Annotated in this window: 16 protein-coding genes; 8 read left to right on the top strand and 8 right to left on the bottom strand. The window is 60.6% G+C overall.

Features of this window, described 5'->3' with window-relative positions:
• Window positions 1-212 precede the first annotated feature (212 nt).
• The 3 genes from LOY70_RS09115 (at window position 213) to LOY70_RS09105 (ending at window position 7,538) form a co-directional block, all read left to right on the top strand.
• Window positions 213-839: a response regulator transcription factor gene (locus tag LOY70_RS09115; RefSeq protein WP_123342045.1), complete on the top strand. Its 627-nt coding sequence runs from the start codon at window positions 213-215 to the stop codon at window positions 837-839.
• An 11-nt stretch (window positions 840-850) separates the two neighbouring features.
• Window positions 851-4,471: a transporter substrate-binding domain-containing protein gene (locus LOY70_RS09110; RefSeq protein ID WP_265035659.1), complete on the top strand. Its 3,621-nt coding sequence runs from the start codon at window positions 851-853 to the stop codon at window positions 4,469-4,471.
• A 118-nt stretch (window positions 4,472-4,589) separates the two neighbouring features.
• A complete protein-coding gene (locus LOY70_RS09105; RefSeq protein WP_265035657.1) occupies window positions 4,590-7,538 on the top strand; it encodes an HD domain-containing phosphohydrolase in 2,949 nt (982 codons plus the stop codon).
• On the opposite strand, the gene LOY70_RS09100 is transcribed toward LOY70_RS09105, so the two are convergent.
• Both LOY70_RS09100 and LOY70_RS09095 read right to left on the bottom strand, forming a co-directional pair.
• Complete coding sequence (locus LOY70_RS09100) at window positions 7,539-8,021, bottom strand: GAF domain-containing protein (RefSeq protein ID WP_025212634.1); 483 nt, start codon at window positions 8,019-8,021, stop codon at window positions 7,539-7,541.
• Window positions 8,018-8,908, bottom strand: a complete 891-nt coding sequence (locus LOY70_RS09095) for an ATP-binding protein (RefSeq protein WP_123342049.1) — start codon at window positions 8,906-8,908, stop codon at window positions 8,018-8,020. Before LOY70_RS09095 ends, LOY70_RS09100 begins: the two co-directional genes overlap by 4 nt.
• Before the next feature lie 163 nt (window positions 8,909-9,071).
• On the opposite strand from LOY70_RS09095, the gene LOY70_RS09090 reads away from it, so the two are divergent.
• Entirely contained in the window at window positions 9,072-11,393 is a 2,322-nt protein-coding gene (locus LOY70_RS09090; RefSeq protein ID WP_265035653.1) for a response regulator, read from the top strand.
• Here the strand turns inward: LOY70_RS09090 and LOY70_RS09085 are convergent.
• The 3 genes from LOY70_RS09085 to msrB all read right to left on the bottom strand — a co-directional run bounded on the left by LOY70_RS09085 (window position 11,377) and on the right by msrB (window position 12,979).
• Window positions 11,377-11,838 carry a MarR family winged helix-turn-helix transcriptional regulator gene (locus LOY70_RS09085; RefSeq protein ID WP_265035651.1) on the bottom strand — a complete coding sequence of 154 codons (462 nt, stop codon included), beginning with the start codon at window positions 11,836-11,838 and terminating at the stop codon, window positions 11,377-11,379. The genes LOY70_RS09090 and LOY70_RS09085 overlap by 17 nt on opposite strands.
• Window positions 11,835-12,320, bottom strand: coding sequence for a glutathione peroxidase (locus LOY70_RS09080; RefSeq protein ID WP_265035649.1), 486 nt, complete (start codon window positions 12,318-12,320; stop codon window positions 11,835-11,837). Before LOY70_RS09080 ends, LOY70_RS09085 begins: the two co-directional genes overlap by 4 nt.
• Before the next feature lie 263 nt (window positions 12,321-12,583).
• Window positions 12,584-12,979: a peptide-methionine (R)-S-oxide reductase MsrB gene (msrB, locus tag LOY70_RS09075; protein WP_265035647.1), complete on the bottom strand. Its 396-nt coding sequence runs from the start codon at window positions 12,977-12,979 to the stop codon at window positions 12,584-12,586.
• A gap of 220 nt (window positions 12,980-13,199) precedes the next feature.
• Here msrB and LOY70_RS09070 point away from each other — a divergent pair, with 220 nt between their 5' ends.
• Window positions 13,200-14,411, top strand: a complete 1,212-nt coding sequence (locus LOY70_RS09070; protein WP_025212629.1) for a pyridoxal phosphate-dependent aminotransferase — start codon at window positions 13,200-13,202, stop codon at window positions 14,409-14,411.
• 302 nt (window positions 14,412-14,713) lie between these two features.
• Window positions 14,714-15,601, top strand: coding sequence for a protease HtpX (gene htpX / locus LOY70_RS09065; protein ID WP_003199411.1), 888 nt, complete (start codon window positions 14,714-14,716; stop codon window positions 15,599-15,601).
• A 701-nt stretch (window positions 15,602-16,302) separates the two neighbouring features.
• Here the strand turns inward: htpX and LOY70_RS09060 are convergent.
• Window positions 16,303-16,977 (bottom strand): thiopurine S-methyltransferase, encoded by a 675-nt coding sequence (locus LOY70_RS09060; RefSeq protein ID WP_265035643.1) that lies wholly within the window; start codon window positions 16,975-16,977, stop codon window positions 16,303-16,305.
• A gap of 103 nt (window positions 16,978-17,080) precedes the next feature.
• On the opposite strand from LOY70_RS09060, the gene LOY70_RS09055 reads away from it, so the two are divergent.
• A complete protein-coding gene (locus tag LOY70_RS09055) occupies window positions 17,081-17,848 on the top strand; it encodes a DODA-type extradiol aromatic ring-opening family dioxygenase (RefSeq protein ID WP_265035641.1) in 768 nt (255 codons plus the stop codon).
• A gap of 197 nt (window positions 17,849-18,045) precedes the next feature.
• Here LOY70_RS09055 and LOY70_RS09050 read toward each other — a convergent pair whose 3' ends face one another.
• Both LOY70_RS09050 and LOY70_RS09045 read right to left on the bottom strand, forming a co-directional pair.
• Window positions 18,046-19,719, bottom strand: coding sequence for a DEAD/DEAH box helicase (locus tag LOY70_RS09050; RefSeq protein ID WP_123414533.1), 1,674 nt, complete (start codon window positions 19,717-19,719; stop codon window positions 18,046-18,048).
• A 495-nt stretch (window positions 19,720-20,214) separates the two neighbouring features.
• On the bottom strand, window positions 20,215-20,970 hold the full coding sequence (locus tag LOY70_RS09045) for a spermidine synthase (protein ID WP_265035639.1): 756 nt from the start codon (window positions 20,968-20,970) through the stop codon (window positions 20,215-20,217).
• 142 nt (window positions 20,971-21,112) lie between these two features.
• On the opposite strand from LOY70_RS09045, the gene LOY70_RS09040 reads away from it, so the two are divergent.
• Window positions 21,113-22,459 (top strand): class II 3-deoxy-7-phosphoheptulonate synthase, encoded by a 1,347-nt coding sequence (locus tag LOY70_RS09040; RefSeq protein ID WP_265035637.1) that lies wholly within the window; start codon window positions 21,113-21,115, stop codon window positions 22,457-22,459.
• Window positions 22,460-22,530 lie beyond the last annotated feature (71 nt).

Here is a 22,530-nt window from a genome sequence, read left to right as displayed (position 1 = left end):
AACATTCTGAAGGAAATATCCTTTCACAAACGGCCAATAAGCCCCCCTTCCCTTTTAACAACTTACTAAAAACCTAATTACACCGTAGTACCTTGCCTCTTTTTTTGTAGGAAACATCTGAAACTGAGGATGCACGCCTCGCGCCTCGTACGACCCCGGCTTTAACTGGGCTAAGGTGCGCGCTTTATTTAAGCGCGTAGGATACTTTACTCATGAACTCCGTTTTCATTGTCGACGATCATCCGGTCATCCGCCTCGCCGTTCGCATGCTCCTGGAACATGAGGGCTATAAGGTCGTAGGGGAAACTGACAACGGCGTCGACGCGATGCAAATGGTGCGCGAATGCATGCCTGACCTGGTGATCCTGGACATCAGCATTCCCAAACTTGACGGGCTGGAAATCCTGTCGCGCTTCAATGCCATGACCACGCCACTGAAAACGCTGGTGCTCACGGCACAATCGCCAACGCTCTTCGGTATCCGATGCATGCAGTCCGGCGCCTCCGGTTACGTTTGTAAACAAGAAGACCTCAGTGAACTTGTCAGCGCCATCAAAGCCGTACTGTCCGGCTACAACTACTTCCCCAGCCAGGCACTGAACCCGGTACGCCAGGATGATCCGCGCAGTATAGAGCTGGATCTTTTCAAGAGCGTCAATGATCGGGAGTTGATGGTTTTGCAACTTTTTGCCCAGGGCCGCACCAACAAGGAAATCGCCAAGGGGATGTTCCTAAGTAATAAAACCGTCAGCACCTATAAAAAACGCCTGATGCAAAAACTAAAAGTCAAATCCTTGGTAGAACTGATTGAAATGGCCAAGCGCAACGCGCTGGTATGAGAAGGAACAGGATGCTCGAATGCATAAAGAATTGTCTCCTGCTGATCGGCGCAGGCTTATATGCAGGAACCCTCGCAGCGGCCTCGGGAATGCCCGAGGCCTATACGCTTCTGGGTCGATCGACCCCGGCCCATAGCGAGGCCAGGCTGGATGACGCCCACCGTGCCTGGCTCCAGGACCGGCGGGAGTTGGTCCTGGGAACCTCTGCGCCGGACTATCCGCCCTTCGATCTCTCCACCAGCGGGCGCGACTATGAGGGCATGACTGCCGACTACGCCGGCGTCATCGCCAAAGCGACCGGTCTGCCCATGAGGGTCCTGCGATTCGATTCCCGTGAGGCGGCCATTGCGGCGCTCAAGAATGGACACATCGACATGCTGGGGACCGCCAACGGTTTCGAAGCCCGTACCCCCGGCATTGCCCTATCGACGCCGTATGCAGTGGACCAACCCGTCCTTGTGACCCGAATGAATGAAAACCGTCCCCTGACTGAAGACCTCAAGGGGCTGCGGCTCAGCATGGTCTATCACTACCTGCCATTGCAGGAAATAGAAAAACTCTACCCCAAGGCGCTCATTACCACCTATCCCTCCTACCAGAACGCCATAAACGCCGTCGCCTTTGGCCAGGCCGATGTATTTCTCGGCGATACCATTTCCACCCATTACATGATCAGTAAGGGTTACCTGAGCAACATCCGCATGGCCAGCTTTGGCAAACATGAGTCCCACGGGTTTGGTTTCGCGGTGCGGCGTGACGATACCCGGCTGCTGGAAGTCATCAACGCCACGCTGAACCAGATTTCCATCGCCGAGCAAGCGGCCATTTTCAAGCGATGGAGCGCAGGCAGTGACCTGTTCCTCACGGAACACAAGATACAACTGACCGACCGGGAAGAGCGCTGGCTGGCCCGGCATCCAGTGATTCGGGTGGCCGTGAACGAAACGTCGGCCCCCTTCACGTTCTTTGATTCGGACGGCGACTTTCGCGGGATCAGCGCCGACCTGCTGGAGCTGATCCGGCTGCACACTGGCCTGCGCCTGGACATCCAGCGGCATCGGAACGACAGCGAAATGATTGCCGCGGTCCTGAATGGCGAGGCCGACATGATTGCCGCGCTGTTGCCGAGCAGCGAACGGCAACAACAGTTGAAATTCAGCCGCCCTTATGTCGACAGCTCGTTCGTCCTGCTGACCCGCAAGCCCTCCGATACACCGGCGACACTCGACCAATTCGGGACCCGAAGCCTGGCGATCGCCAAAGGCAATCCGGTTATCGCTTGGCTGCGCAACCAGTATCCGAACATCAAGATAATCGAAACCATAGACCCCTTGCAGGCTATTGAAATGCTCGCCCAGGGCCAAGTCGATGGCAGCGTGCATTCTCTGGTCATGGCCAACTATTTCATCTCGTCCCACTCACTGCGCGACACCTTGCAAATCAGCAGCACGGTTGGCACTCAGCAGGCCATGTTCTCCTTGGCCACCGCGAAAAATGCCACAGAGTTGAATGCCATTCTCGACAAGGCCTTGACCAGCATCGACCCCGACGAGCTGGGCGTCATCAACAACCGCTGGCGCGGCTACGTCTCGGCCTCGGAACAGACCTGGCGCACCTTTAACCGCCTGTTCTTCCAGATCGTCGCAGGCGTCGGCCTGTTGCTGCTGCTTTCGCTGGCGTGGAATGCCTACATGCAGCGCCAGATCCGGCAGCGACAACGGGCGGAACTGGCCCTCAACGATCAGCTCGAATTCATGCACTCGCTGCTCAACGGCACCCCTCACCCCATTTACGTGAGAGATCGCAATGGCTTCCTGCAAAGCTGCAACGACAGCTACCTGGAAACGTTCGGGGCCAAACGCGAAGACGTCATCGGCAAGAACGTCATGCCCGGGTCCATGAGCAATGCTTTCGAAGCGCAGGAGTACCAGGCGGACTACCAGCGCGTCATGGCCGAAGGCACCGCCCTGATCGTGGATCGGCCGCTGCACATCGGGGATAGAAAGCTGACGATCTATCACTGGATCCTCCCCTATCGCAATTCCGCCGCTCAAGTACAAGGCATCATCGGCGGATGGATCGACATCAGCGAGCGGCGCCAGCTCTTTGAGGAACTGCGAGCCGCCAAGGAACGGGCAGACGATGCCAACCGGGCCAAAAGTACCTTCCTGGCGACCATGAGCCATGAAATCCGCACCCCCATGAACGCGGTGATCGGCATGCTTGAACTGGCCTTGAAACATGCCGACAAGGGCCATTTTGACCGCTCGACAATCGAGGTCGCGTACGAATCGGCCGCCGGGATGCTGGAGTTGATCGGCGATATCCTGGACATTGCCCGAATCGAATCAGGTCATCTGAGCCTGGCGCCCGAGCGCGTCAATCTCAGGGCCATGCTGCAGTCGGTCATTCGGGTCTTCGAAGGCGTGGCCCGGCAGAAAAACCTGGCGTTGTCGCTGCACTTTGAGCCTGGCGAAGGCAACCCGGACGTGTTGATGGACCCATTGCGATTCAAGCAGGTGCTGTCGAACCTGATCAGCAATGCCCTCAAATTTACCGAACAGGGTCAGGTGCAGGTCAAGGTCCAGCTGTCTCGAACCGCCAAGGACAACGTCGTGCACATGCACCTGGAGGTCAGTGACAGCGGCATCGGCATCAGCCCGGCGGATCTGCAACGGTTGTTCGAACCTTTTGCCCAAGTCGACAATACCGGCCGGATGGCCCGCAAAGGTGCGGGGCTGGGCCTGGTGATCAGTCGCAACCTGTGCCAGATGATGGGCGGTAGCCTGCACATGAGCAGCCAGCCGGGCACCGGCACGCAGGTCCAGGTTGGCCTGCAACTGACCGTCTTGCCCACGACGACGGTTGGTGCACTTCCCGATCCGGTGATCGAGACGACCGCGACGGCGTTGAACGTTCTGGTGGTGGACGATCATTCCGCCAATCGCTTGTTAATGTCGCAGCAGCTGGAATACCTCGGTCATCACTATCAGGTCGCCCACGATGGTGCACAGGGGCTCGAGGCCTGGCATGCGGGGCATTTCGACCTGGTCATCGCCGATTGCAACATGCCCATCATGAGCGGTTACGAACTGGCGCGATCGATTCGGCGGCAAGAGGCCGAACAACAACTGCCGCCCTGCACCATCCTGGGGTTTACCGCCAATGCACAACCGGAGGAAAAGCAACGCTGTCAGGACGCCGGCATGGACGACTGCCTCTTCAAGCCGATCAGCCTGAGCGCCTTGAGCCAATGGATGAAGGCGATAAAACCCGTCAGCCGGCCACGGGTGTTCAATATGCTGAGCCTGCAGGCATTGACCGGCGGTGACCCCTCATCCACCCGGCGCCTGTTGGCCGAATTGCTCAACAGCAACCGCTCGGACCGCCAGGAATTGCTCGAGGTCGCCCGTGGCGGCAACCGCCAGGCACTGATCGAAGCGGCGCACAAAATAAAAGGCGTCGCCCGGATTGTGCAGGCGACCTCGTTGATCCAGCGGTGCGAGGCGCTGGAGCAGGCGTGTCATCAAGCCCAGGCGCCTGAGCGAATGATCGAATGCGCCGAAGCCCTCGACCACGCCATGACGGAACTGGGGCAGGCCTTGGAAACAGAGATCGCCAAGGCAAAATAATCCGGCATTTACTATGCTGTTCGCTCAGCCGTGCGTGTCAGGGGGCGTTCTCAATCAGTTGCCCCACCGCACTGGAGAAACTGATTGAGAACGCCCTCTATCACTTGGAGTGACTGCAATGCCCAGCGCACCGCGTCCGGAAAAACGCCGGTTTCCCCTGCATGTCCACATCAGCCTGATGTTTACCCTGCTTCTGCTGCTGACGGGTGTGGTGCTGGGCATTTTCAATTACCGACAAACCACGCAAATCATCCTGTCCAGCAGCGAAAAGCTGTTCAACCGCATCGAGCAGGATGTGCGCCTGGATTTGTACGACACCTACGAACCGATCCGCCATCTGTTGGGCCTGCTGGCCGACTACCCGGCGACTCGCTCGCCCCATATGGCCCAACGCCTGGCCTTGCTCGTGCCCTTCAGCCAGGCGCTACGGGACAACCCGAACCTGGCGTCGCTGTACCTGGGCGACAGCAACGGCAACTTTCTGATGGTCCGGCCACTGCGCACCGCCGACCTGAAAGCGACCCTGAAAGCGCCGGCCAACGCGGCCTATCAGGTCTGGACCGTGGAGCGGGCGAACAACGAAGGTCCGGTCCGCTCCCAGTCGTTGTTTTACGACGAGGCCCTGGTGCTCATCAATCGCCATGACATTGCCGACGAATCCTACGATCCGCGCAGTCGCAGCTGGTTTCGCAGCGCACTGAACAACACAGGCCAGATCACCACCGAACCCTATGTGTTTTTTTCTACCCGCCATATCGGCACCACCCTGGCCCGGCGCAGCGGCGAGGGGGCGGTCATCGGTGCCGACCTGACCCTGGCGGCCCTGTCCCAAACCCTGGCCAAGCACAAAGTGACCGCCGGCACCGAGATCGTGCTGCTCGACCCCGAAGGCAACGCGGTGGGCTACCCCGACAGCGACCGGCTGATTGCCGACATCCAGTCGGCTCGCCTGATCAAGGCCCGTGACCTCAGCCCGGCCATCGCCGCCGCGCTCGACGACAACACTGGCACCCCACGTCTGACGGCGCTCGGACGCCAGTGGATCGTGTCTCGCAGCCACATGCAGGAAGGCGGGCCGCGGGGTCTGGAACTGGCGTTGCTGGTCCCTGAAGACGAGTTGCTGGCCGATGCCTATCGCCTGCGCTGGCAAGGCGCGCTCATCACCCTCGCCACCTTGCTGCTGTGCCTGCCCCTGGGTTGGCTGACCTCCAGGATCCTGGTCAAGCCCCTGCATGCGCTGGTGCAGGAGGCCGATGCCATTCGCAGCTTTGATTTCAACTACCCGGTGTCGCGTCGCTCCCCTGTGCTGGAGGTCGATCAGTTGAGCGTCTCGATGGCGCGAATGAAAGAAACCTTGGCAAGCTTCTTTGAAATCACCGCCAGCCTGCGCGCCGAAACCCGCTTCGCTCCCCTGCTGGAACACGTGCTGTTCGAGACCGTAAAAATCGCCCAGGCCCAGGCCGGCCTGATCTACCTGCGCGAAAACGACGAGGATCGGGTCAAGCCGTACGGGCTGGTGATCGATGGAGCCCCTCGTGACCTCAAGGCCTTCGAGCTGAAAGGCTATGGGCTTGACACTGACGACAGCCCGCCATGGCTCCAGCCACTGGCCACCTCGGAAAACCTCGTGACCTCACTGGGCTTCGAGCAGGCCGCCGACCTGCGGAGCGTCCTGCTGGCACTGGACGCTCCACGGGTTCATCTGATCGGCATTCGCCTGCGCAATCGCCATCAGGAAACCATCGGCGTACTGGTACTGCTGATCGCCGACAGCGGCACCGAAGCCGACCTGGAAAAACTGCAACCAGACCGCATCGCCTTTCTGCAGGCAGTGTCCGGTGTCGCCACCGTGAGCATCGAAAGCCAACGCCTGCAAGCCCGGCAAAAGCAACTGCTGGACTCGTTCATCCAACTGCTGGCCGGTGCGATCGATGCCAAGAGCCCCTACACCGGTGGCCATTGCCAACGGGTACCGGCCCTGACGCTGATGCTCGCCCAGGCTGCCGCCGCCAGCCAGGCGCCGGCGTTCCAGGCCTACCGACCGACGGAAGATGAATGGGAAGCGCTGCACATTGCGGCCTGGCTGCACGATTGTGGCAAGGTCACCACGCCGGAGTACGTGGTGGATAAAGCCACCAAACTGGAAACCCTGAACGATCGGATTCACGAAATCCGCACCCGCTTCGAAGTGCTCAAACGCGACGCCTGGGTCGACTACTGGCAGGCCGTGGCGACGGGGGGTGAACCGTCAGCGCTGGCCCAGCGGCGCGACGCGGCATTGGCCAGCCTCGATGAGGATTTTGCCTTTGTCGCCCGCTGCAATCTGGGCTCCGAAGCCATGGCCGACGCCGATCTGCAACGCTTGCAGCACATCGCTCAGCGCCGATGGACCCGGACCCTCGATGATCGCCTCGGGGTGTCCTGGGAAGAAAATCGGCGCCAGGCGCGCACGCCCAAGCCAACCCTCCCGGTCACCGAGCCGTTGTTGGCGGACAAGCCCGAGCACCTGCTGGAACGGCACGCCGCCGAGCTGATCCCGACGGACAACCCGTGGGGCTTCCAGCTCGATGTGCCGCCATGGAAATACAACCGTGGCGAACTCTACAACCTGAGCATTACCCGAGGCACGCTGACCCGTGAGGAACGCTATGTCATCAATCATCACATGGTGCAGACAATCCTGATGCTCAGCCAGTTGCCCTTCCCCAGCCACCTGAACAATGTGGCAGAGATCGCCGGCGGTCATCACGAGAAGATGGACGGCAGCGGCTACCCCAAGCGGCTCAAGCGCGAGGAGATGAGCCTGCCGGCCCGCATGATGGCGATTGCCGACATTTTCGAAGCGCTGACGGCGGCCGACCGCCCCTACAAGAAAGCGAAGACCCTGAGCGAAGCCCTGGGCATCATGGCCACCATGTGCCGTGACGCCCACATCGATCCCGAACTGTTCGGGTTGTTCATCGATGAACAGATCTACCTCGATTACGCCAGCCAGTTCCTCGACCCGCAGCAGATCGACGACGTCGACCCGGACAGCCTGCGGGTCAAGGCGGGGCTGAAGGCATGATCAGCAATCCGTCAGGCGCAGGAAGATCGCTGCCAACTGTTCAATGCCGGCCTGGTCATGCTCGGTAAAGCGCGCCAGTTTCGGGCTGTCCAGGTCGAGCACGCCGATCAGGCGTCCGTCCTTGACCAGTGGCACCACCAGCTCGCTGTTCGAGGCGCTGTCGCAGGCGATGTGGCCGGCGAAGGCATGGACATCTTCGACACGCTGGGTCTGGCGGGTCGCCGCAGCGGTACCGCACACACCGCGGCCGAAGGGAATCCGTACGCAGGCAATCTGGCCCTGGAACGGTCCCAGCACCAGTTCTTCGTTGCGATTGAGGTAAAAACCAGCCCAGTTCAAGTCGTCCAGCTGACTGAACAGGAACGCCGAAAATTGCGCGGCATTGGCAATGAAATCACGCTCATCGGCCAGCAAGGATTCAAGCTGTGCCGATAACAAGCCGTAGCCGTCGAGGCCTGCTCCCGTATTCTGCAAATCGATCATGCCTTGTGCTCCAACAGTTTCAGGCCCACCCAATAACGGGCAAACTGATAAGCGCAACGCCCGTTGCGGTTGCCGCGTCCGGTGGCCCAGCGCACCGCCTGGATGTCCAGCGCCTCGTCGCGCTGCCAGGCCAGCCCGGCCTTGGCCGCCAGCTCGCCGATCCAGTGCTCCACCACGTTGAGGAAATGCTCCTGGGTAAACGGATAAAACGACAGCCACAGCCCGAAACGGTCGGACAAGGCGATTTTGTCCTCCACGGCTTCGCTGGGGTGAAGCTCGCCGTCGACACGTTTCCAGTTTTCGTTGTCACTTTCCTTCTCCGGCACCAGATGGCGGCGGTTGGAGGTGGCGTACAACAGCACGTTGTCCGGCGCCTGCTCGAGCGAACCATCCAACACGCTTTTGAGCACGCGGTAATCTCCTTCACCCGACTCGAACGACAAGTCATCGCAGAACACCACGAAGCGCTGTGGCAGTTTCGCGATCTGCTCGACCACCCGGGGCAGATCGGCCAGGTGGTCGCGCTCGATCTCGATCAGCCGCAGGCCATGCTGGGCGTGCTCGGCCAGCAACGCACGCACCAGGGACGATTTGCCGGTGCCCCGCGAACCCCAGAGCAGCGCATGGTTGGCGGGCATGCCGTCGATGAACTGTCGGGTGTTGCGACCCAATTGTTCGACCTGGCGATCCACGCCAATCAGGTCCGACAGGCGCATGTCGAGGCTGACCTGAAGCGGCAGCAGATAACCGCTACGCCCGTCCCGCTGCCAGCGCGCGGCCAGGGTCTGGGTCCAATCGATCGCCAGCCGGGGCGCGGGCAGCAAGGGTTCGATACGCGCCAGCACGGCATCGGCGCGCTCAAGAAAAGCATTCAATCGGGAATCCACGTCTTCTCCTCGGACAGGTTCACAGTAATGATGGCGCCAATGCGACGAAACGTCGTAGCCAATGGCGGGTCTATCCCACACAACACACACCGGCAGCACCGGTATTCAGAGATGATCAGCTATGCTTGACCGGCGAAGGGAAACGTAAGTGGTTCATCACTCCATGGACATCAGATTCACCCAACGGTTGTCCTATAAACAGGCCCGACTGACCGTCCTGGTGGGCTTCGTGCTGGGCACGTTGCTCAGCCTGATGCAGATAGGCATCGATTATGCCAGCGAAGACGCCTCGATCAACCGTGAAATCCTGTCGTTGCTGGAAATCAGCCACAACCCGGCCTCGCGCATCGCCTACAACATCGACTCCGAACTCGCCCAGGAGCTGTCCATGGGCCTGTTGCGTTCACCGGCCATCATCGGTGCCGAGCTGATCGACAATAACAATACCGTGCTGGCCAGCGTCAAACGGCCAGAGTTGCAAAGCAGTTACCGGTTCATCAGTGACTTCCTGTTCGGCGCCCAGCGCCAGTTCGAAGACCGACTCTACCTGGACCACTTGCCCGGCGAATCCTTGGGCCTGTTGCGGCTGGACGTCGACACCTACGCGTTCGGCAGCCGCTTCCTGCGCCGCGCCGAGGTCACGCTGCTCAACGGTTTTGCCCGCAGCCTGATCCTGACCGGCCTGCTGCTGGCGTTGTTCTATGTGATGCTGACCAAGCCCCTGGTCCGGGTCATTCGCGAGCTGAGCAGTCGCGACCCGAGCAACCACGAACAGAACCGCCTGGAATGCCCTGCCGGCCACCAGTCCGATGAAATCGGTGTACTGGTGTCGGTCGCCAACCAGCAGTTCGACAATATCTCCACCGAAATCCAGCAGCGGCGCACGGCCGAAAACCGTCTGACCGAATACCTGGCGCAACTGGAAAACATCGTCTCGGCACGCACCGCCGAACTCAAGGCCATCAACGCCCGCCTCAGCCAATCCAACGAAGAGCTGGAGGTGGCCCGGCGCACGGCGCTGGACATGGCCGAAGCCCGCTCTGCCTTCCTGGCCAACATGAGCCATGAGATCCGCACGCCACTCAACGGCCTGCTGGGAATGATCGCCCTGTCCCTGGACGGCCCCCTGACGGCCGAACAACAGCAACAGCTATCGATTGCCCATGACTCGGGCAAGGTCCTGGTCGAACTGCTCAACGATATCCTCGACCTGTCGAAATTCGACGCCGGCCAATTGGAACTCGAGCGCATCCCGTTCGACCTCGGCGCCCTGGTCGAGGATACCGCCAACCTGCTGTCCCAGAACGCCGCCCCCAGCGTCGAGCTGGCCTGCCTGATCGACCCGCAGTTCCCGGCGCAGATCCTTGGCGACCCGACCCGGGTGCGGCAGATTGTCAGCAACCTGCTGTCCAACGCACTGAAGTTCACGCGCTTCGGCCGGGTCGATGTGAAATTGAGCCACCACGACGGCGGTGTGCGGATCGAGGTCTGCGACACAGGCATCGGTATCCCCCAAGAGGCCCAAGCGAGAATTTTGCAGCCATTCACCCAGGCAGGCGCGGGTATTACCCGCCAGTTTGGTGGCACCGGGCTGGGCCTGGCGCTGACCTACAACCTCTGCGAAGCCATGCAGGGTCGGTTGACCATCAGTTCCGAAGCCGGCTTCGGCAGCCAGTTCTGCGCCAATCTGCCCCTGCCCTGTCATACCCCTGCGGCGCCTGTCGAACCCCTGCGCGGTAACGTCGTCGCCATTACCTCCGCCAGCAGTGGCCTGGCCGAGTTGCTGGAAATGTTGCTGCCGGTCTGGGGGCTCGACTACGTGAGGCGCTCCGTGGATGACAGGCTGCTGGGGCTCAAGCCGGATATTCTGATCACTGATTGCCCGGAATGCCTGTTCACCCTGCGGCCAACCTTCGACGCTCCGATCCTGTTGGTGACCGCCTATGGCAGTTTCATGCCCAGCGAAGAGGCCGCTGCCCTCACGCCCCTGTTACAGCAGGCTCGACCGCTGGCACGCCATGCGCTGTACCAGATCCTGCGACGCGCCCTGCAAAGCGAGGCAACCACCATCAATGACGAGCAGATCGAGGCCCGGGCGCCGTCCAAGCGCGGACGGGTGTTGCTGGTGGAGGATAATCCAGTCAACCAACTGGTGGCCAAGGGCATGCTGGTCAAGCTGGGCTGCGAAGTCATCGTCGCGGGCCATGGCGCCGAGGCCCTGGATCAGCTTGAACAACAGGTTTTCGACCTGGTGCTGATGGACTGCAACATGCCGGTGATGGACGGATACGAAGCCAGCCGGCAGATTCGCCGAAGCGGGCGCTGGCCGGATCTGCCGATTGTCGCGCTGACGGCCAACGCCATGCCCGAGGAACGCGAGCGCTGCCGGGCGGCCGGCATGAGCGATTACTTGTCCAAGCCGTTCCGCCGCGAAGAGTTGGCGGCGCTGCTGGATCAGTGGGTTCCTACTACGTCAGCGCTTTGATCTGCCCCAGCAGATGATCGAGGCCGTCGCGCAAACTCGCCAGGCGGTCCAGATCGACCCCGCTGTCGCACAACAGGCGAGCCTTGAGCGGGCCGACCTGCTCACGCAAGGCCCGACCTGTCGCCGACAGACTCAAGTGCACCTCCCGCTCGTCGCGGGCCGAACGCTGGCGCTGGACCAGGTCCAGTTGTTCCAGGCGCTTGAGCAGCGGCGTCAGCGTGCCCGAATCCAACAGCAGCCGTTCGCCCAGGGCCTTGACCGTGGGTTGTTCCGGAGCGTTCACCTGCCACTCCCACAGCACCAGCATCGCGAGGTACTGCGGGTAGGTCAGGCCGAGCTGATCCAACATCGGCTTGTAGCCACGGATCACCGCCCGGGATGCGGCGTACAGCTTGAAGCACAACTGGCTGTCGAGCTTCAGCGAATCGACTGACAGATCATTCATTTGAGCAGCGCTTCAATCTCGCCGGTCAGGTCCTGGGGTTTAGTCGTCGGGGCAAAACGCTTGACCACCTGACCGTCCTTGCCGATCAGGAACTTGGTGAAATTCCACTTGATCCCTTTGGAGCCCAGCACGCCAGGCGCCCGTTGCTTCAGTTGGACAAACAAGGGATGGGCGTTGGCACCGTTGACTTCGATTTTCTTGAACAGTGGAAAACTCACACCGAAGTTCAGTTCACAGAACTCGCTGATCGCGCCTTCGTTGCCCGGCTCCTGCTTGCCGAACTGATTGCAAGGAAAGCCCAGCACCACCAGGCCTTGGTCCTTATAGGCCTGCCACAACGCCTCGAGGCCCTTGTATTGCGGGGTGAACCCGCACTGGCTGGCGGTATTGACCACCAGCACCGCCTTGCCGGCGAAATCGGCGAGGGTCTTTTGCTCGCCCTTGATGGTGGTGCACGGGATGCTCAGCAGGTTGTCGCTCATGGCGAGGCTCCGAAGGTATGGGGTCAGGCGGAGAAGATAGCGAGCGATTCAATTGTGTGCAATTTAATTATCGAAACCGGTATTGGCATCGATGAGTTGCAGCCAAACACAGAGCTGTGGCGAGGGGATTTATCCCCGCTGGGTTGCGCAGCGACCCCAAAAGGCTGAAAGCGATCAGCCTGAGACACCGAAGTTACGGTTCTTGGGGCTGCTGCGCAGACCAGCGGGGATAAATCCCCTCTCCACAAAGGACTGTGTTCAATTCACTCGCGGGCCACGAGGTCCAGGCACACCGAGTTGATGCAGTAACGCAGGCCCGTGGGCGGCGGGCCGTCAGGGAAGACGTGGCCCAGGTGGGCGTCGCATTTGGCGCAGACCACTTCGGTGCGGATCATGCCGTGGCTGACATCCCGCACCTCCACCACCGCGCTGCCCTCGATCGGCGCGTAGAAACTCGGCCAGCCACAGCCGGAATCGAATTTGGTCTGCGAATCGAACAGCGGCTCGTTGCAGCAGATGCAGTGGTACACACCGTCGGTCTTGGTGGCGTTGTATTTACCGGAGAATGGCCGTTCGGTGCCCTTCAACCGGCAGACGTTGTACTGTTCCGGGTCGAGCATGGCGCGCCATTCTTCAAGGGTTTTTTCCAACTTTTCCATCGTCCTACCTCGGCAATTGAAAAAGCCCGATCCGACGCTTTTCCGCAGATCGGGCGGCACGTATGATTGCGCCTCGTCAGGCGCCAGTCTGGCAGCCACATCATGCGCATTCAAACGGATTGTCACGCATTTACCGCGTCGGGCCTGGGCACAGACGCAGGATCCCCAGTACGGTAGTTCATACGCCGCCTGGATCGTTCATTTTCGGGAACACATCACCATGCAGGTCAGCAAATCGAACAAGCTCGCCAACGTCTGCTACGACATTCGCGGCCCGGTGCTCAAGCACGCCAAACGCCTGGAAGAGGAAGGCCATCGCATCCTCAAGCTGAACATCGGCAACCCGGCACCCTTTGGTTTCGAAGCGCCCGATGAAATCCTCCAGGACGTCATCCGCAACCTGCCGACCGCCCAGGGCTACAGCGACTCCAAGGGCCTGTTCAGCGCCCGCAAGGCCGTGATGCAGTACTACCAGCAGAAGCAGGTCGAAGGTGTCGGCATCGAAGACATTTACCTGGGTAACGGCGTCTCCGAGCTGATCGTGATGTCGATGCAGGCCCTGCTCAACAACGGCGATGAAGTGCTGGTGCCGGCGCCGGACTACCCATTGTGGACCGCCGCCGTAAGCCTGTCCGGCGGTAACCCGGTGCATTACCTGTGCGACGAGCAGGCCAACTGGTTCCCTGACCTGGCGGATATCAAGGCCAAGATCACGCCCAATACCAAGGCGCTGGTGATCATCAACCCGAACAACCCGACCGGCGCGGTGTACTCCAGGGAAGTGCTGCTGGGCATGCTGGAACTGGCCCGCCAGCACAACCTGGTGGTGTTTTCCGACGAGATCTACGACAAGATCCTCTACGACGATGCCGTGCACATCTGCACCGCCTCCCTGGCACCGGACTTGCTGTGCCTGACTTTCAACGGCCTGTCCAAATCCTATCGGGTCGCCGGTTTCCGCTCCGGCTGGATCGTCATTACCGGACCCAAGCATCACGCCCAGAGCTATATCGAAGGCATCGACATGCTGGCCAACATGCGCCTGTGTGCCAACGTCCCGAGCCAACATGCGATCCAGACGGCACTGGGCGGCTACCAGAGCATCAACGACCTGGTCCTGCCCCAGGGGCGCCTGCTGGAACAACGCAACCGTACCTGGGAACTGCTCAACGACATTCCCGGCGTCAGTTGCGTCAAGCCGATGGGTGCGCTGTATGCCTTCCCACGCATCGACCCCAAGGTTTGCCCAATCCACAACGATGAAAAATTCGTACTCGACCTGCTGCTGTCCGAGAAGCTGCTGGTGGTCCAGGGCACGGCGTTCAACTGGCCGTGGCCGGATCACTTCCGCGTCGTGACCCTGCCGCGGGTCGATGACCTCGACCAGGCCATCGGTCGGATCGGCAACTTCCTCAAGTCCTACCGTCAATAAGCCTCACCGCGTGCGAGGAGTCCTCGCCTCGCACGCTGTTTGATTCAGCAACATATCCATGCCACTGGTTTCGGCCGGCCCTCTACACTAGGGGCTGACCAGCCGACGGACACCCGGGCTCAACGTTCACGGGGTACAGGCAGCACATTTCTTTTCCACGGTCACTTTCAGAAAAGTCTTTCAATCATTTAGGACGCCTGTAGGACACAGTTTGAAATAGTCAGTGAGTTGAATAGCCTGCGGCAGCACCTTATATACCCCGCATGACGCTACATTTTTAGCATGAGGAGATTTCTACAACCATGATGCGCATCCTGCTGTTTTTGGCCACTAACCTGGCGGTCGTGCTGATTGCCAGCATCACCCTGAGCCTTTTTGGCTTCAACGGGTTCATGGCGGCCAATGGGGTTGACCTCAACCTCAATCAGCTGCTGATCTTCTGTGCGGTGTTCGGTTTCGCCGGTTCCCTGTTCTCGCTGTTCATCTCCAAGTGGATGGCGAAGATGAGCACCAGCACCCAGATCATCAGCCAGCCGCGCACTCGCCATGAACAATGGCTGCTGCAAACCGTCGAGCAGTTGTCTCGCGAAGCCGGTATCAAAATGCCGGAAGTCGGGATTTTCCCGGCCTACGAGGCCAACGCCTTCGCCACCGGCTGGAACAAGAACGACGCACTGGTCGCGGTCAGCCAGGGTCTGCTCGAGCGGTTTTCACCCGATGAAGTCAAGGCCGTGCTGGCCCACGAGATCGGCCACGTCGCCAACGGCGACATGGTGACCCTGGCGTTGATTCAGGGCGTGGTGAACACCTTCGTGATGTTCTTTGCCCGCATCATCGGCAATTTCGTAGACAAGGTGATCTTCAAGAACGAAGAGGGCCAGGGTATCGCCTACTACGTGGCGACCATCTTTGCCGAACTGGTCCTGGGCATCCTCGCCAGCGCCATCGTCATGTGGTTCTCGCGCAAACGCGAGTTCCGCGCCGACGACGCCGGTGCACGCCTGGCGGGCACCAGCGCCATGATCGGCGCCCTACAACGCCTTCGCGCCGAGCAAGGCTTGCCCGTCCACATGCCCGACACCCTGAATGCCTTTGGCATCAACGGTGGTATCAAACAAGGCCTGGCGCGCATGTTCATGAGCCACCCGCCGCTGGAAGAGCGTATCGACGCACTGCGTCGTCGCGGCTAATCGTTCAGGCTTTTTAGACCTGCAGCAAAGCGGTTCACTCTAAGAAAAAACGGTGCTTCTTCCTGAGGTGGAGGCGCCGTTTTTTTTGGGGCAGGTCTTTATGGGTCTTTATGGGTCTTTATGGGTGGGCTTTTTAGTTCGTGTGTATATCCGTTTCTGCGGTAACGGCCGCTGGCGGTTCCGCTTTTACAGCGGCTCACTTTTGAGAAGCGCAAAAGTAAGCAAAACGCTCATGCCCACCACTCGGTGCCTCGCTAGGGCTCGGCATGCCCGAACGCAGGCATTGCTCCGTGGGCCGCCGCGAAGGGCCATCCATGGCCCAGCGCGGCTAACCCGGCATCCATGCCGGGTTGCTCACTGCGCAATGCCTGCGTTCGGCCAGCGTGGTTAATGGGGCGCCGAGATCAACGTCCACTGCGAGGCGGCCTGATAGCCGACCTGGTTCTTGATGGGGATCGCGTTTCCCCTGTGGGAGCGGGCTTGCTCGCGAAGGCGATGTCACTGTCGATGAAGATGTTGAATGGACTGGCCTCATCGCGAGCAGCTCGCTCCCACAGGTTTTTGTGTCGTGTACAGATGCTGTGAACACCCGCGAATCCATGTGGGAGCGAGCTTGCTCGCGATAGCGGTGGTTCAGCCACATAGATGCTGGACGTCTCCTGCTCCTGCTTTTGCTCTGCTCGGATATACACACGTCCCCCTCAGTAAAGGGCTGGCCCCCTTCCCCCCTTGGAAATCCGATACGCCCGCTCATCCAGCCGCGTCACGCCAGCCTGCAAGAACTTCCAGCTTTCACCCAGCACATCCTGCTCCTGCAAGACCTCCAGCCGCCAGGCATCCCCCAGCAGCCGCCGCACTTCGTCATCCCCGACGGAAAACGGTGGCCCGGGCATTTGTGCCTGATCGTAATCCAGGGTAATCAACAGCCCCACGCACTCCGGCAGGATGTTCTGCAGATGGGCCGCATACCGCTCCCGCATCGACACAGGCAAGGCAATCAATGCCGCGCGGTCGTACAACGCAGTGCAACCGGCCACCTCCTGCGCACCCAAGGCAAAGAAATCGCCACAGCGAATCTCAATGCCACCGGCCCGGAACACTTTGAAAGCCCCCTCTTCACTCACGCGAGGCTCAAGCTGATGCTCGAGGAAAAAATCGACAGTGGCTTTTTCCGACAGCTCCACGCCCAGCACCGAATATCCCTGATGGGCGAGCCACAACAGATCCAGGGTTTTCCCGCACAGGGGCACCAGTACTCGACTGCCCTGCGCCAATCCCAGTTGCGGCCAGAAACGTTGCAGATAGGGGTTCACTTCTGGCAAGTGAAAGCCGATCTGATTCGATGACCACCGCTTATGCCAAAACTCCGGCTCCATGATTCGCTCCAAAAAATCGATCAAAACGGGCTAAAACTTATATTAGATTTAGATCATTGACCTGGCGGAAGATGACACCATCTTAACGCTCAGGAGTCCGTTCATGCTGCCCAGCCTGTTTATTTCCCATGGCTCACCGATGCTGGCCCTGGAACCCGGCGACAGTGGCCCGGCACTGGCCCTTCTCGCCGCCCAACTGCCCCGGCCCAAAGCCATCGTCATCGTGTCCGCCCACTGGGAAAGCAATGAACTGCTGGTCAGTGCGAACCCGCAACCGCGCACCTGGCACGATTTCGGCGGCTTTCCGCCGGCACTGTATGAGGTGCAGTACCCTGCGCCGGGCGATCCGCAACTGGCCGCGCAAGTAGCAGGCATGCTCGATGCCGTACATCTGCCGGCACGCCTCGACAACCAGCGACTCTCCGACCACGGCGTCTGGGTACCACTGTCCTTGATGTACCCCGAGGCCGACATCCCGGTGGTACAAGTCTCCCTGCCCAGCCGCCAGGGACCCGCGTTGCAGACACAGGTTGGCCGGGCCCTGGCGAGCCTGCGCCAGCAGGATGTCTTGCTGATCGGCTCTGGCAGCATTACTCACAACCTGCGCGACCTGGATTGGAATGCCGGCCCGGAAAGCATCGAGCCCTGGGCGAAGGCCTTTCGCGACTGGATCGTTGAGAAGCTGGCGGCCAACGATGAGGCTGCGTTGCATGATTACCGTCGCCAGGCACCGAACGCCGTGCGCAGCCACCCCAGCGATGAGCATTTGTTGCCGCTGTATTTTGCTCGGGGTGCCGGTGGGCAATTCAGCGTGGCTCACCAAGGGTTCACGATGGGGACGTTGGGGATGGACATTTATCGGTTTGACTGAGGGGCACCGAGGCGATCCAATCGCGAGCAAGCTCGCTCCCACATTGGATTTCGGTGTTCACAAACCCCCTGTGGGAGCGAGCTTGCTCGCGATTGGCCTCCACCCACTCCCCCTGAAGGCACACCAAACACCAGGCATAAAAAATCCCCGAACCAGTCGGGGATTTTTTATGTTCGATCAATCAGCCCGAGAGCCGATCAATCTTCGCGATAGCGACGCAGCTTGAGCTGCTTGCCGGCTACGCGAGTGTCCTTCAGTTTGGTCAGCAGACGCTCCAGACCATCTTCCGGCAGTTCCACCAGGCTGAAGCTGTCACGCACCTGGATGCGACCGATGGCTTCACGCGCCAGACCGCCTTCGTTGAGGATGGCCCCCAGCAGGTTCTTGGCGGCGATACCGTCACGGGCACCCAGCGCGGTACGGCAGCGGGCACGGCCTTCGGCCAGCGGGATCGGTGCACGACGTTCACGATCACCACGGTCAGGACGATCACCGGTACGTTCAGGACGGTCACCACGTGGTGCGCTGTTCGGCACCAGTGGACGCTCCTTCTCGATCGCAGCCAGGGTCAGCGCCTGGCCATTGGTGGCCTTGCGCAGCAGAGCAGCGGCCAGGGCACGCGGGGTGCAACCGATGTCGGCAGTCAGGCGATCCAGCAGATCACCGTGGGTCGATTCGGCGTCAGCTACCAGCGGCGACAGGCTGTTGGTCAGTTTCTTGATGCGGGCGTCGAGAACGGCCTGGGCATCCGGCAGGCGAACTTCAGCTACTTTCTGACCGGTTACACGCTCGATCACTTGCAGCATGCGGCGTTCACGCGGGGTGACCAGCAGCAGGGCACGACCTTCGCGACCGGCACGGCCAGTACGGCCGATGCGGTGAACGTAGGACTCTGGATCGTACGGCATGTCCACGTTGAACACGTGGGTGATGCGCGGAACATCCAGGCCACGGGCGGCGACGTCGGTTGCCACGACGATGTCCAGGCGGCCATCCTTGAGGGACTCGATGACGCGCTCGCGTTGGTTCTGGGCAATGTCACCGTTCAGCGCAGCGGCTTTGTAGCCTTTGGCTTCCAGGGCACTGGCCAGGTCCAGGGTCGCTTGCTTGGTCCGTACGAACATGATCAGGGCGTCGAAATCCTCGACTTCCAACAGGCTCAGTACAGCCGAGGTCTTCTGGTCGGCGTGAACCAGCAGGTGAGCCTGCTCGATCGCGGTGACGGTCTGGGTCTTGGTCTGGATCTTCACGTGTTGCGGATCGCGCAGATGGCGTTCGGCAATGGCACGGATCGACTGCGGCAGGGTAGCCGAGAACAATACGGTCTGACGGGTGGCTGGCAGGGCCTTGAAGATGACTTCCAGGTCATCCATGAAACCCAGCTTGAGCATTTCATCGGCTTCGTCGAGAACCAGGTGGTTCACGGTCGCCAGGACTTTCTCGTCACGACGCAGGTGGTCGCACAGACGACCCGGAGTGGCGACAACGATCTGCGCGCCATTACGGATGGCTTTCAGTTGTGGGCCCATCGGGGCGCCGCCGTAAACGGCCACAACGGTAACGCCAGGCATTTGCTTGGCGTAGGTTTCGAAAGCGGTGGCTACTTGCAGCGCCAACTCACGGGTTGGCGCCAGGATCAGGGCTTGCGGCTCGCGCTTGGCAGGATCGATGCGATGCAGGATCGGCAGGGCGAACGCGGCGGTTTTACCCGTACCGGTTTGCGCCTGACCAATCATGTCGTGGCCGGCCATGATGATCGGGATCGATTGCTGCTGAATAGCCGAAGGTTCTTCGTAGCCGGTCGCAATGACAGCTGCAAGAATGTTCGGATTGAGATTAAAAGCGGCGAAGCCGCCGGTTTCCTGGGTCATGGGTCTGCCTCTAAGTGCATCCGCAAAGACCCATGCTCCAAAGCTGCGCGTGCCGTGTTGAGACTCAAGAGTCGCCCTGGCTGCTTTGTCGGCGGGGATTTGCGAAAACGAATGAATGAAAAAGAACGTCGCGGAAGCATCCGTTGTGCGGACATGCAGCCGAAGCTGACTTCGGAGAATTGCGCTACCTTGACGCGGCCCGGCTAAAGGCCGGCGCGCACTATACCGGAATTCGCCCGAAAAGGGAGCTTTTTTTATCGCAGAGCCCCAGTACGGAGCTCGCTGTCAGAGGGCCTTGGGACAGCCAGCTAAAACGGTTCACCCCCAGACGACACGAACTTCATTGTGGCGAGGGGATTTATCCCCGCTGGGCTGCGAAGCAGCCCCCGACTTATCTGAGACATTTGCGAATGACTGAGCCTCGATAGGGCCGCTGCGCGCCCCAGCGGGGATAAATCCCCTCGCCACAGGATCTTCGCGGTGCTCTGATTTGTGTCAGGTCGCAGGCCGGATCGCCTTGATCAACGACTGCAACGAATAACCCAACCGCGGCGCCAGCCCTTCGGCCCGGGCGACCAGGCTTTCCATGTCCAGCATCTGGTCCAGATCTGCCGGCACGATCAGGATCACATTGCCCTCTTTCACCGGCAGTTCCCAATAGTGTCGGTGGTACAAGCCGCGCAACAGCGCCGCGCCCAATGGTTTGCCGTCATCGGTGGCCCATTGGTTGATCACCAGCCAGCCGCCCGGGTTGAGGCGCTTCTGGCAGTTTTCCAGGAAGCCCCAGGCCAGGTGCCCGACGCCAGGGCCTACATCGGTATAAAGGTCGACGAAAATCAGGTCCGCCGGCTCGGCGGTCTCAAGCAGCTCCAGGGCATCGCCGACGCGGATGTACAGTCGCGGATCGTCGTCCAGCCCCAGGTATTCGATGGCCAGGCGCGGAACATCGGGGCGCAGTTCGATGGCCTCGACGTCTTCCAGCGGCAGGAACTTGAGGCAGGCCTGGGTCAGCGTACCGGCACCCAGCCCCAGGAACAGCGCGCTTTCCGGCTGCTCGTGACACAACGCACCGATGAGCATGGCGCGGGTGTAGTCATATTCGAGCCAGCTCGGATCGGCTGTGAACACGCAGCTTTGCTCGATGGCATCGCCAAACTCCAGAAACCGGTAATCGGCCACTTCGAATACGCGAATCATGCCGAACTCGTCGTGCACCTCGGCGAGCAAATGCTCGACGCGCTCCTCTGTCATTTCATCTCCTGATGGTTGCCGTGCCGGCATGAGCCTGCGGATACGGGACAAAGGCGCGATTGTCCGCGAAGCAACCGGAACAGGTCACGTACTAATTTGCTGATAACATGGCCGTCCGAGCGTAAATCACCTAGAGATCATGATGAGCCAACCCTGGAGCCCTGACAGCTGGCGCGCCCTGCCGATCCAGCAACAACCCCGTTACCCCGACGCGACGCACCTGTTGCGGGTAGAGCAGACCCTGGCCAGCTATCCACCCCTGGTGTTTGCCGGTGAAGCCCGGGAGTTGCGCCGTCAGTTCGCCGAGGTCACCCAGGGCCGGGCGTTCCTGCTGCAAGGCGGCGATTGCGCCGAAAGCTTTGCCGAGTTCTCGGCGGCCAAGATCCGCGACACCTTCAAGGTGCTCTTGCAGATGGCGATCGTCATGACCTTTGCCGCCGGCTGCCCGGTGGTCAAGGTCGGGCGCATGGCCGGACAGTTCGCCAAACCGCGCTCGGCCAACGACGAAACCATCGACGGCGTGACCCTGCCGGCCTACCGCGGCGACATCGTCAACGGTATCGGTTTCGACGAAAAAAGCCGCGTACCGGACCCGGAGCGGTTGTTGCAGTCCTATCACCAGTCCACCGCCACCTTGAACCTGCTGCGCGCCTTTGCCCAGGGCGGTTTCGCCGATCTGCACCAGGTGCACAAGTGGAACCTGGACTTCATCGCCAACTCGGCCCTGGCGGAAAAATACAGCCACCTGGCCGACCGCATCGACGAAACCCTGGCATTCATGCGCGCCTGCGGCATGGACAGCTCGCCGCAACTGCGCGAAACCAGTTTCTTCACCGCCCACGAAGCGCTGCTGCTCAATTACGAAGAAGCCTTCGTGCGCCGTGACAGCCTGACCAACGATTACTACGACTGCTCGGCCCACATGCTGTGGATCGGCGACCGCACCCGTCAACTGGACGGTGCTCATGTCGAATTCCTGCGCGGTGTGAACAACCCGATCGGGGTCAAGGTAGGGCCAAGCATGGACCCTGACGACCTGATCCGCCTGATCGACGTGCTCAACCCAAACAACGATCCGGGCCGGCTGAACCTGATCGCGCGAATGGGCGCGAACAAGGTCGGCGATCACCTGCCGCCGCTGTTGCGCGCCGTGCAGCGTGAAGGCAAGCAAGTGCTGTGGAGCTCCGACCCGATGCACGGCAACACCATCAAGGCCAGCAGCGGCTACAAGACCCGGGATTTCGCGCAGATCCTCGGCGAAGTGAAGCAGTTCTTCCAGGTCCACGAAGCCGAAGGTACCTATGCCGGCGGGATTCACATCGAAATGACCGGGCAAAACGTCACCGAATGCATCGGCGGCGCGCGACCGATCACCGAGGATGGACTGTCGGACCGTTATCACACCCACTGCGACCCGCGGATGAATGCCGATCAGTCGCTGGAGCTGGCGTTCTTGATTGCCGAGACGTTGAAGCAGGTTCGGCGGTAGGTTCTTCTTCGCCGGTTAGACGGCTATCGCGAGCAAGCTCGCTCCCACAAGGGGTCCCGGGTGACCACAGG

This window comes from Pseudomonas sp. B21-054 (assembly GCF_026016345.1).
In the GTDB taxonomy this organism is placed as follows: domain Bacteria; phylum Pseudomonadota; class Gammaproteobacteria; order Pseudomonadales; family Pseudomonadaceae; genus Aquipseudomonas.
The sequence above is the reverse complement of the archived record's forward strand: the minus strand, read 5'-3'. Positions and strand labels throughout refer to the sequence as shown.

What these genes read in the sequence shown, in the direction of transcription:
- LOY70_RS09060 (WP_265035643.1), bottom strand. Translation starts at nt 16,977, where the DNA reads ATGGAGCCGGAGTTTTGGCATAAGCGGTGGTCATCGAATCAGATCGGC.
- LOY70_RS09055 (WP_265035641.1), top strand. Translation starts at nt 17,081, where the DNA reads ATGCTGCCCAGCCTGTTTATTTCCCATGGCTCACCGATGCTGGCCCTG.
- LOY70_RS09100 (WP_025212634.1), bottom strand. Translation starts at nt 8,021, where the DNA reads ATGATCGATTTGCAGAATACGGGAGCAGGCCTCGACGGCTACGGCTTG.
- LOY70_RS09045 (WP_265035639.1), bottom strand. Translation starts at nt 20,970, where the DNA reads ATGACAGAGGAGCGCGTCGAGCATTTGCTCGCCGAGGTGCACGACGAG.
- LOY70_RS09070 (WP_025212629.1), top strand. Translation starts at nt 13,200, where the DNA reads ATGCAGGTCAGCAAATCGAACAAGCTCGCCAACGTCTGCTACGACATT.
- LOY70_RS09085 (WP_265035651.1), bottom strand. Translation starts at nt 11,838, where the DNA reads ATGAATGATCTGTCAGTCGATTCGCTGAAGCTCGACAGCCAGTTGTGC.
- LOY70_RS09040 (WP_265035637.1), top strand. Translation starts at nt 21,113, where the DNA reads ATGAGCCAACCCTGGAGCCCTGACAGCTGGCGCGCCCTGCCGATCCAG.
- LOY70_RS09090 (WP_265035653.1), top strand. Translation starts at nt 9,072, where the DNA reads ATGGACATCAGATTCACCCAACGGTTGTCCTATAAACAGGCCCGACTG.
- LOY70_RS09080 (WP_265035649.1), bottom strand. Translation starts at nt 12,320, where the DNA reads ATGAGCGACAACCTGCTGAGCATCCCGTGCACCACCATCAAGGGCGAG.
- LOY70_RS09105 (WP_265035657.1), top strand. Translation starts at nt 4,590, where the DNA reads ATGCCCAGCGCACCGCGTCCGGAAAAACGCCGGTTTCCCCTGCATGTC.
- LOY70_RS09115 (WP_123342045.1), top strand. Translation starts at nt 213, where the DNA reads ATGAACTCCGTTTTCATTGTCGACGATCATCCGGTCATCCGCCTCGCC.
- msrB (WP_265035647.1), bottom strand. Translation starts at nt 12,979, where the DNA reads ATGGAAAAGTTGGAAAAAACCCTTGAAGAATGGCGCGCCATGCTCGAC.
- htpX (WP_003199411.1), top strand. Translation starts at nt 14,714, where the DNA reads ATGATGCGCATCCTGCTGTTTTTGGCCACTAACCTGGCGGTCGTGCTG.
- LOY70_RS09050 (WP_123414533.1), bottom strand. Translation starts at nt 19,719, where the DNA reads ATGACCCAGGAAACCGGCGGCTTCGCCGCTTTTAATCTCAATCCGAAC.
- LOY70_RS09110 (WP_265035659.1), top strand. Translation starts at nt 851, where the DNA reads ATGCTCGAATGCATAAAGAATTGTCTCCTGCTGATCGGCGCAGGCTTA.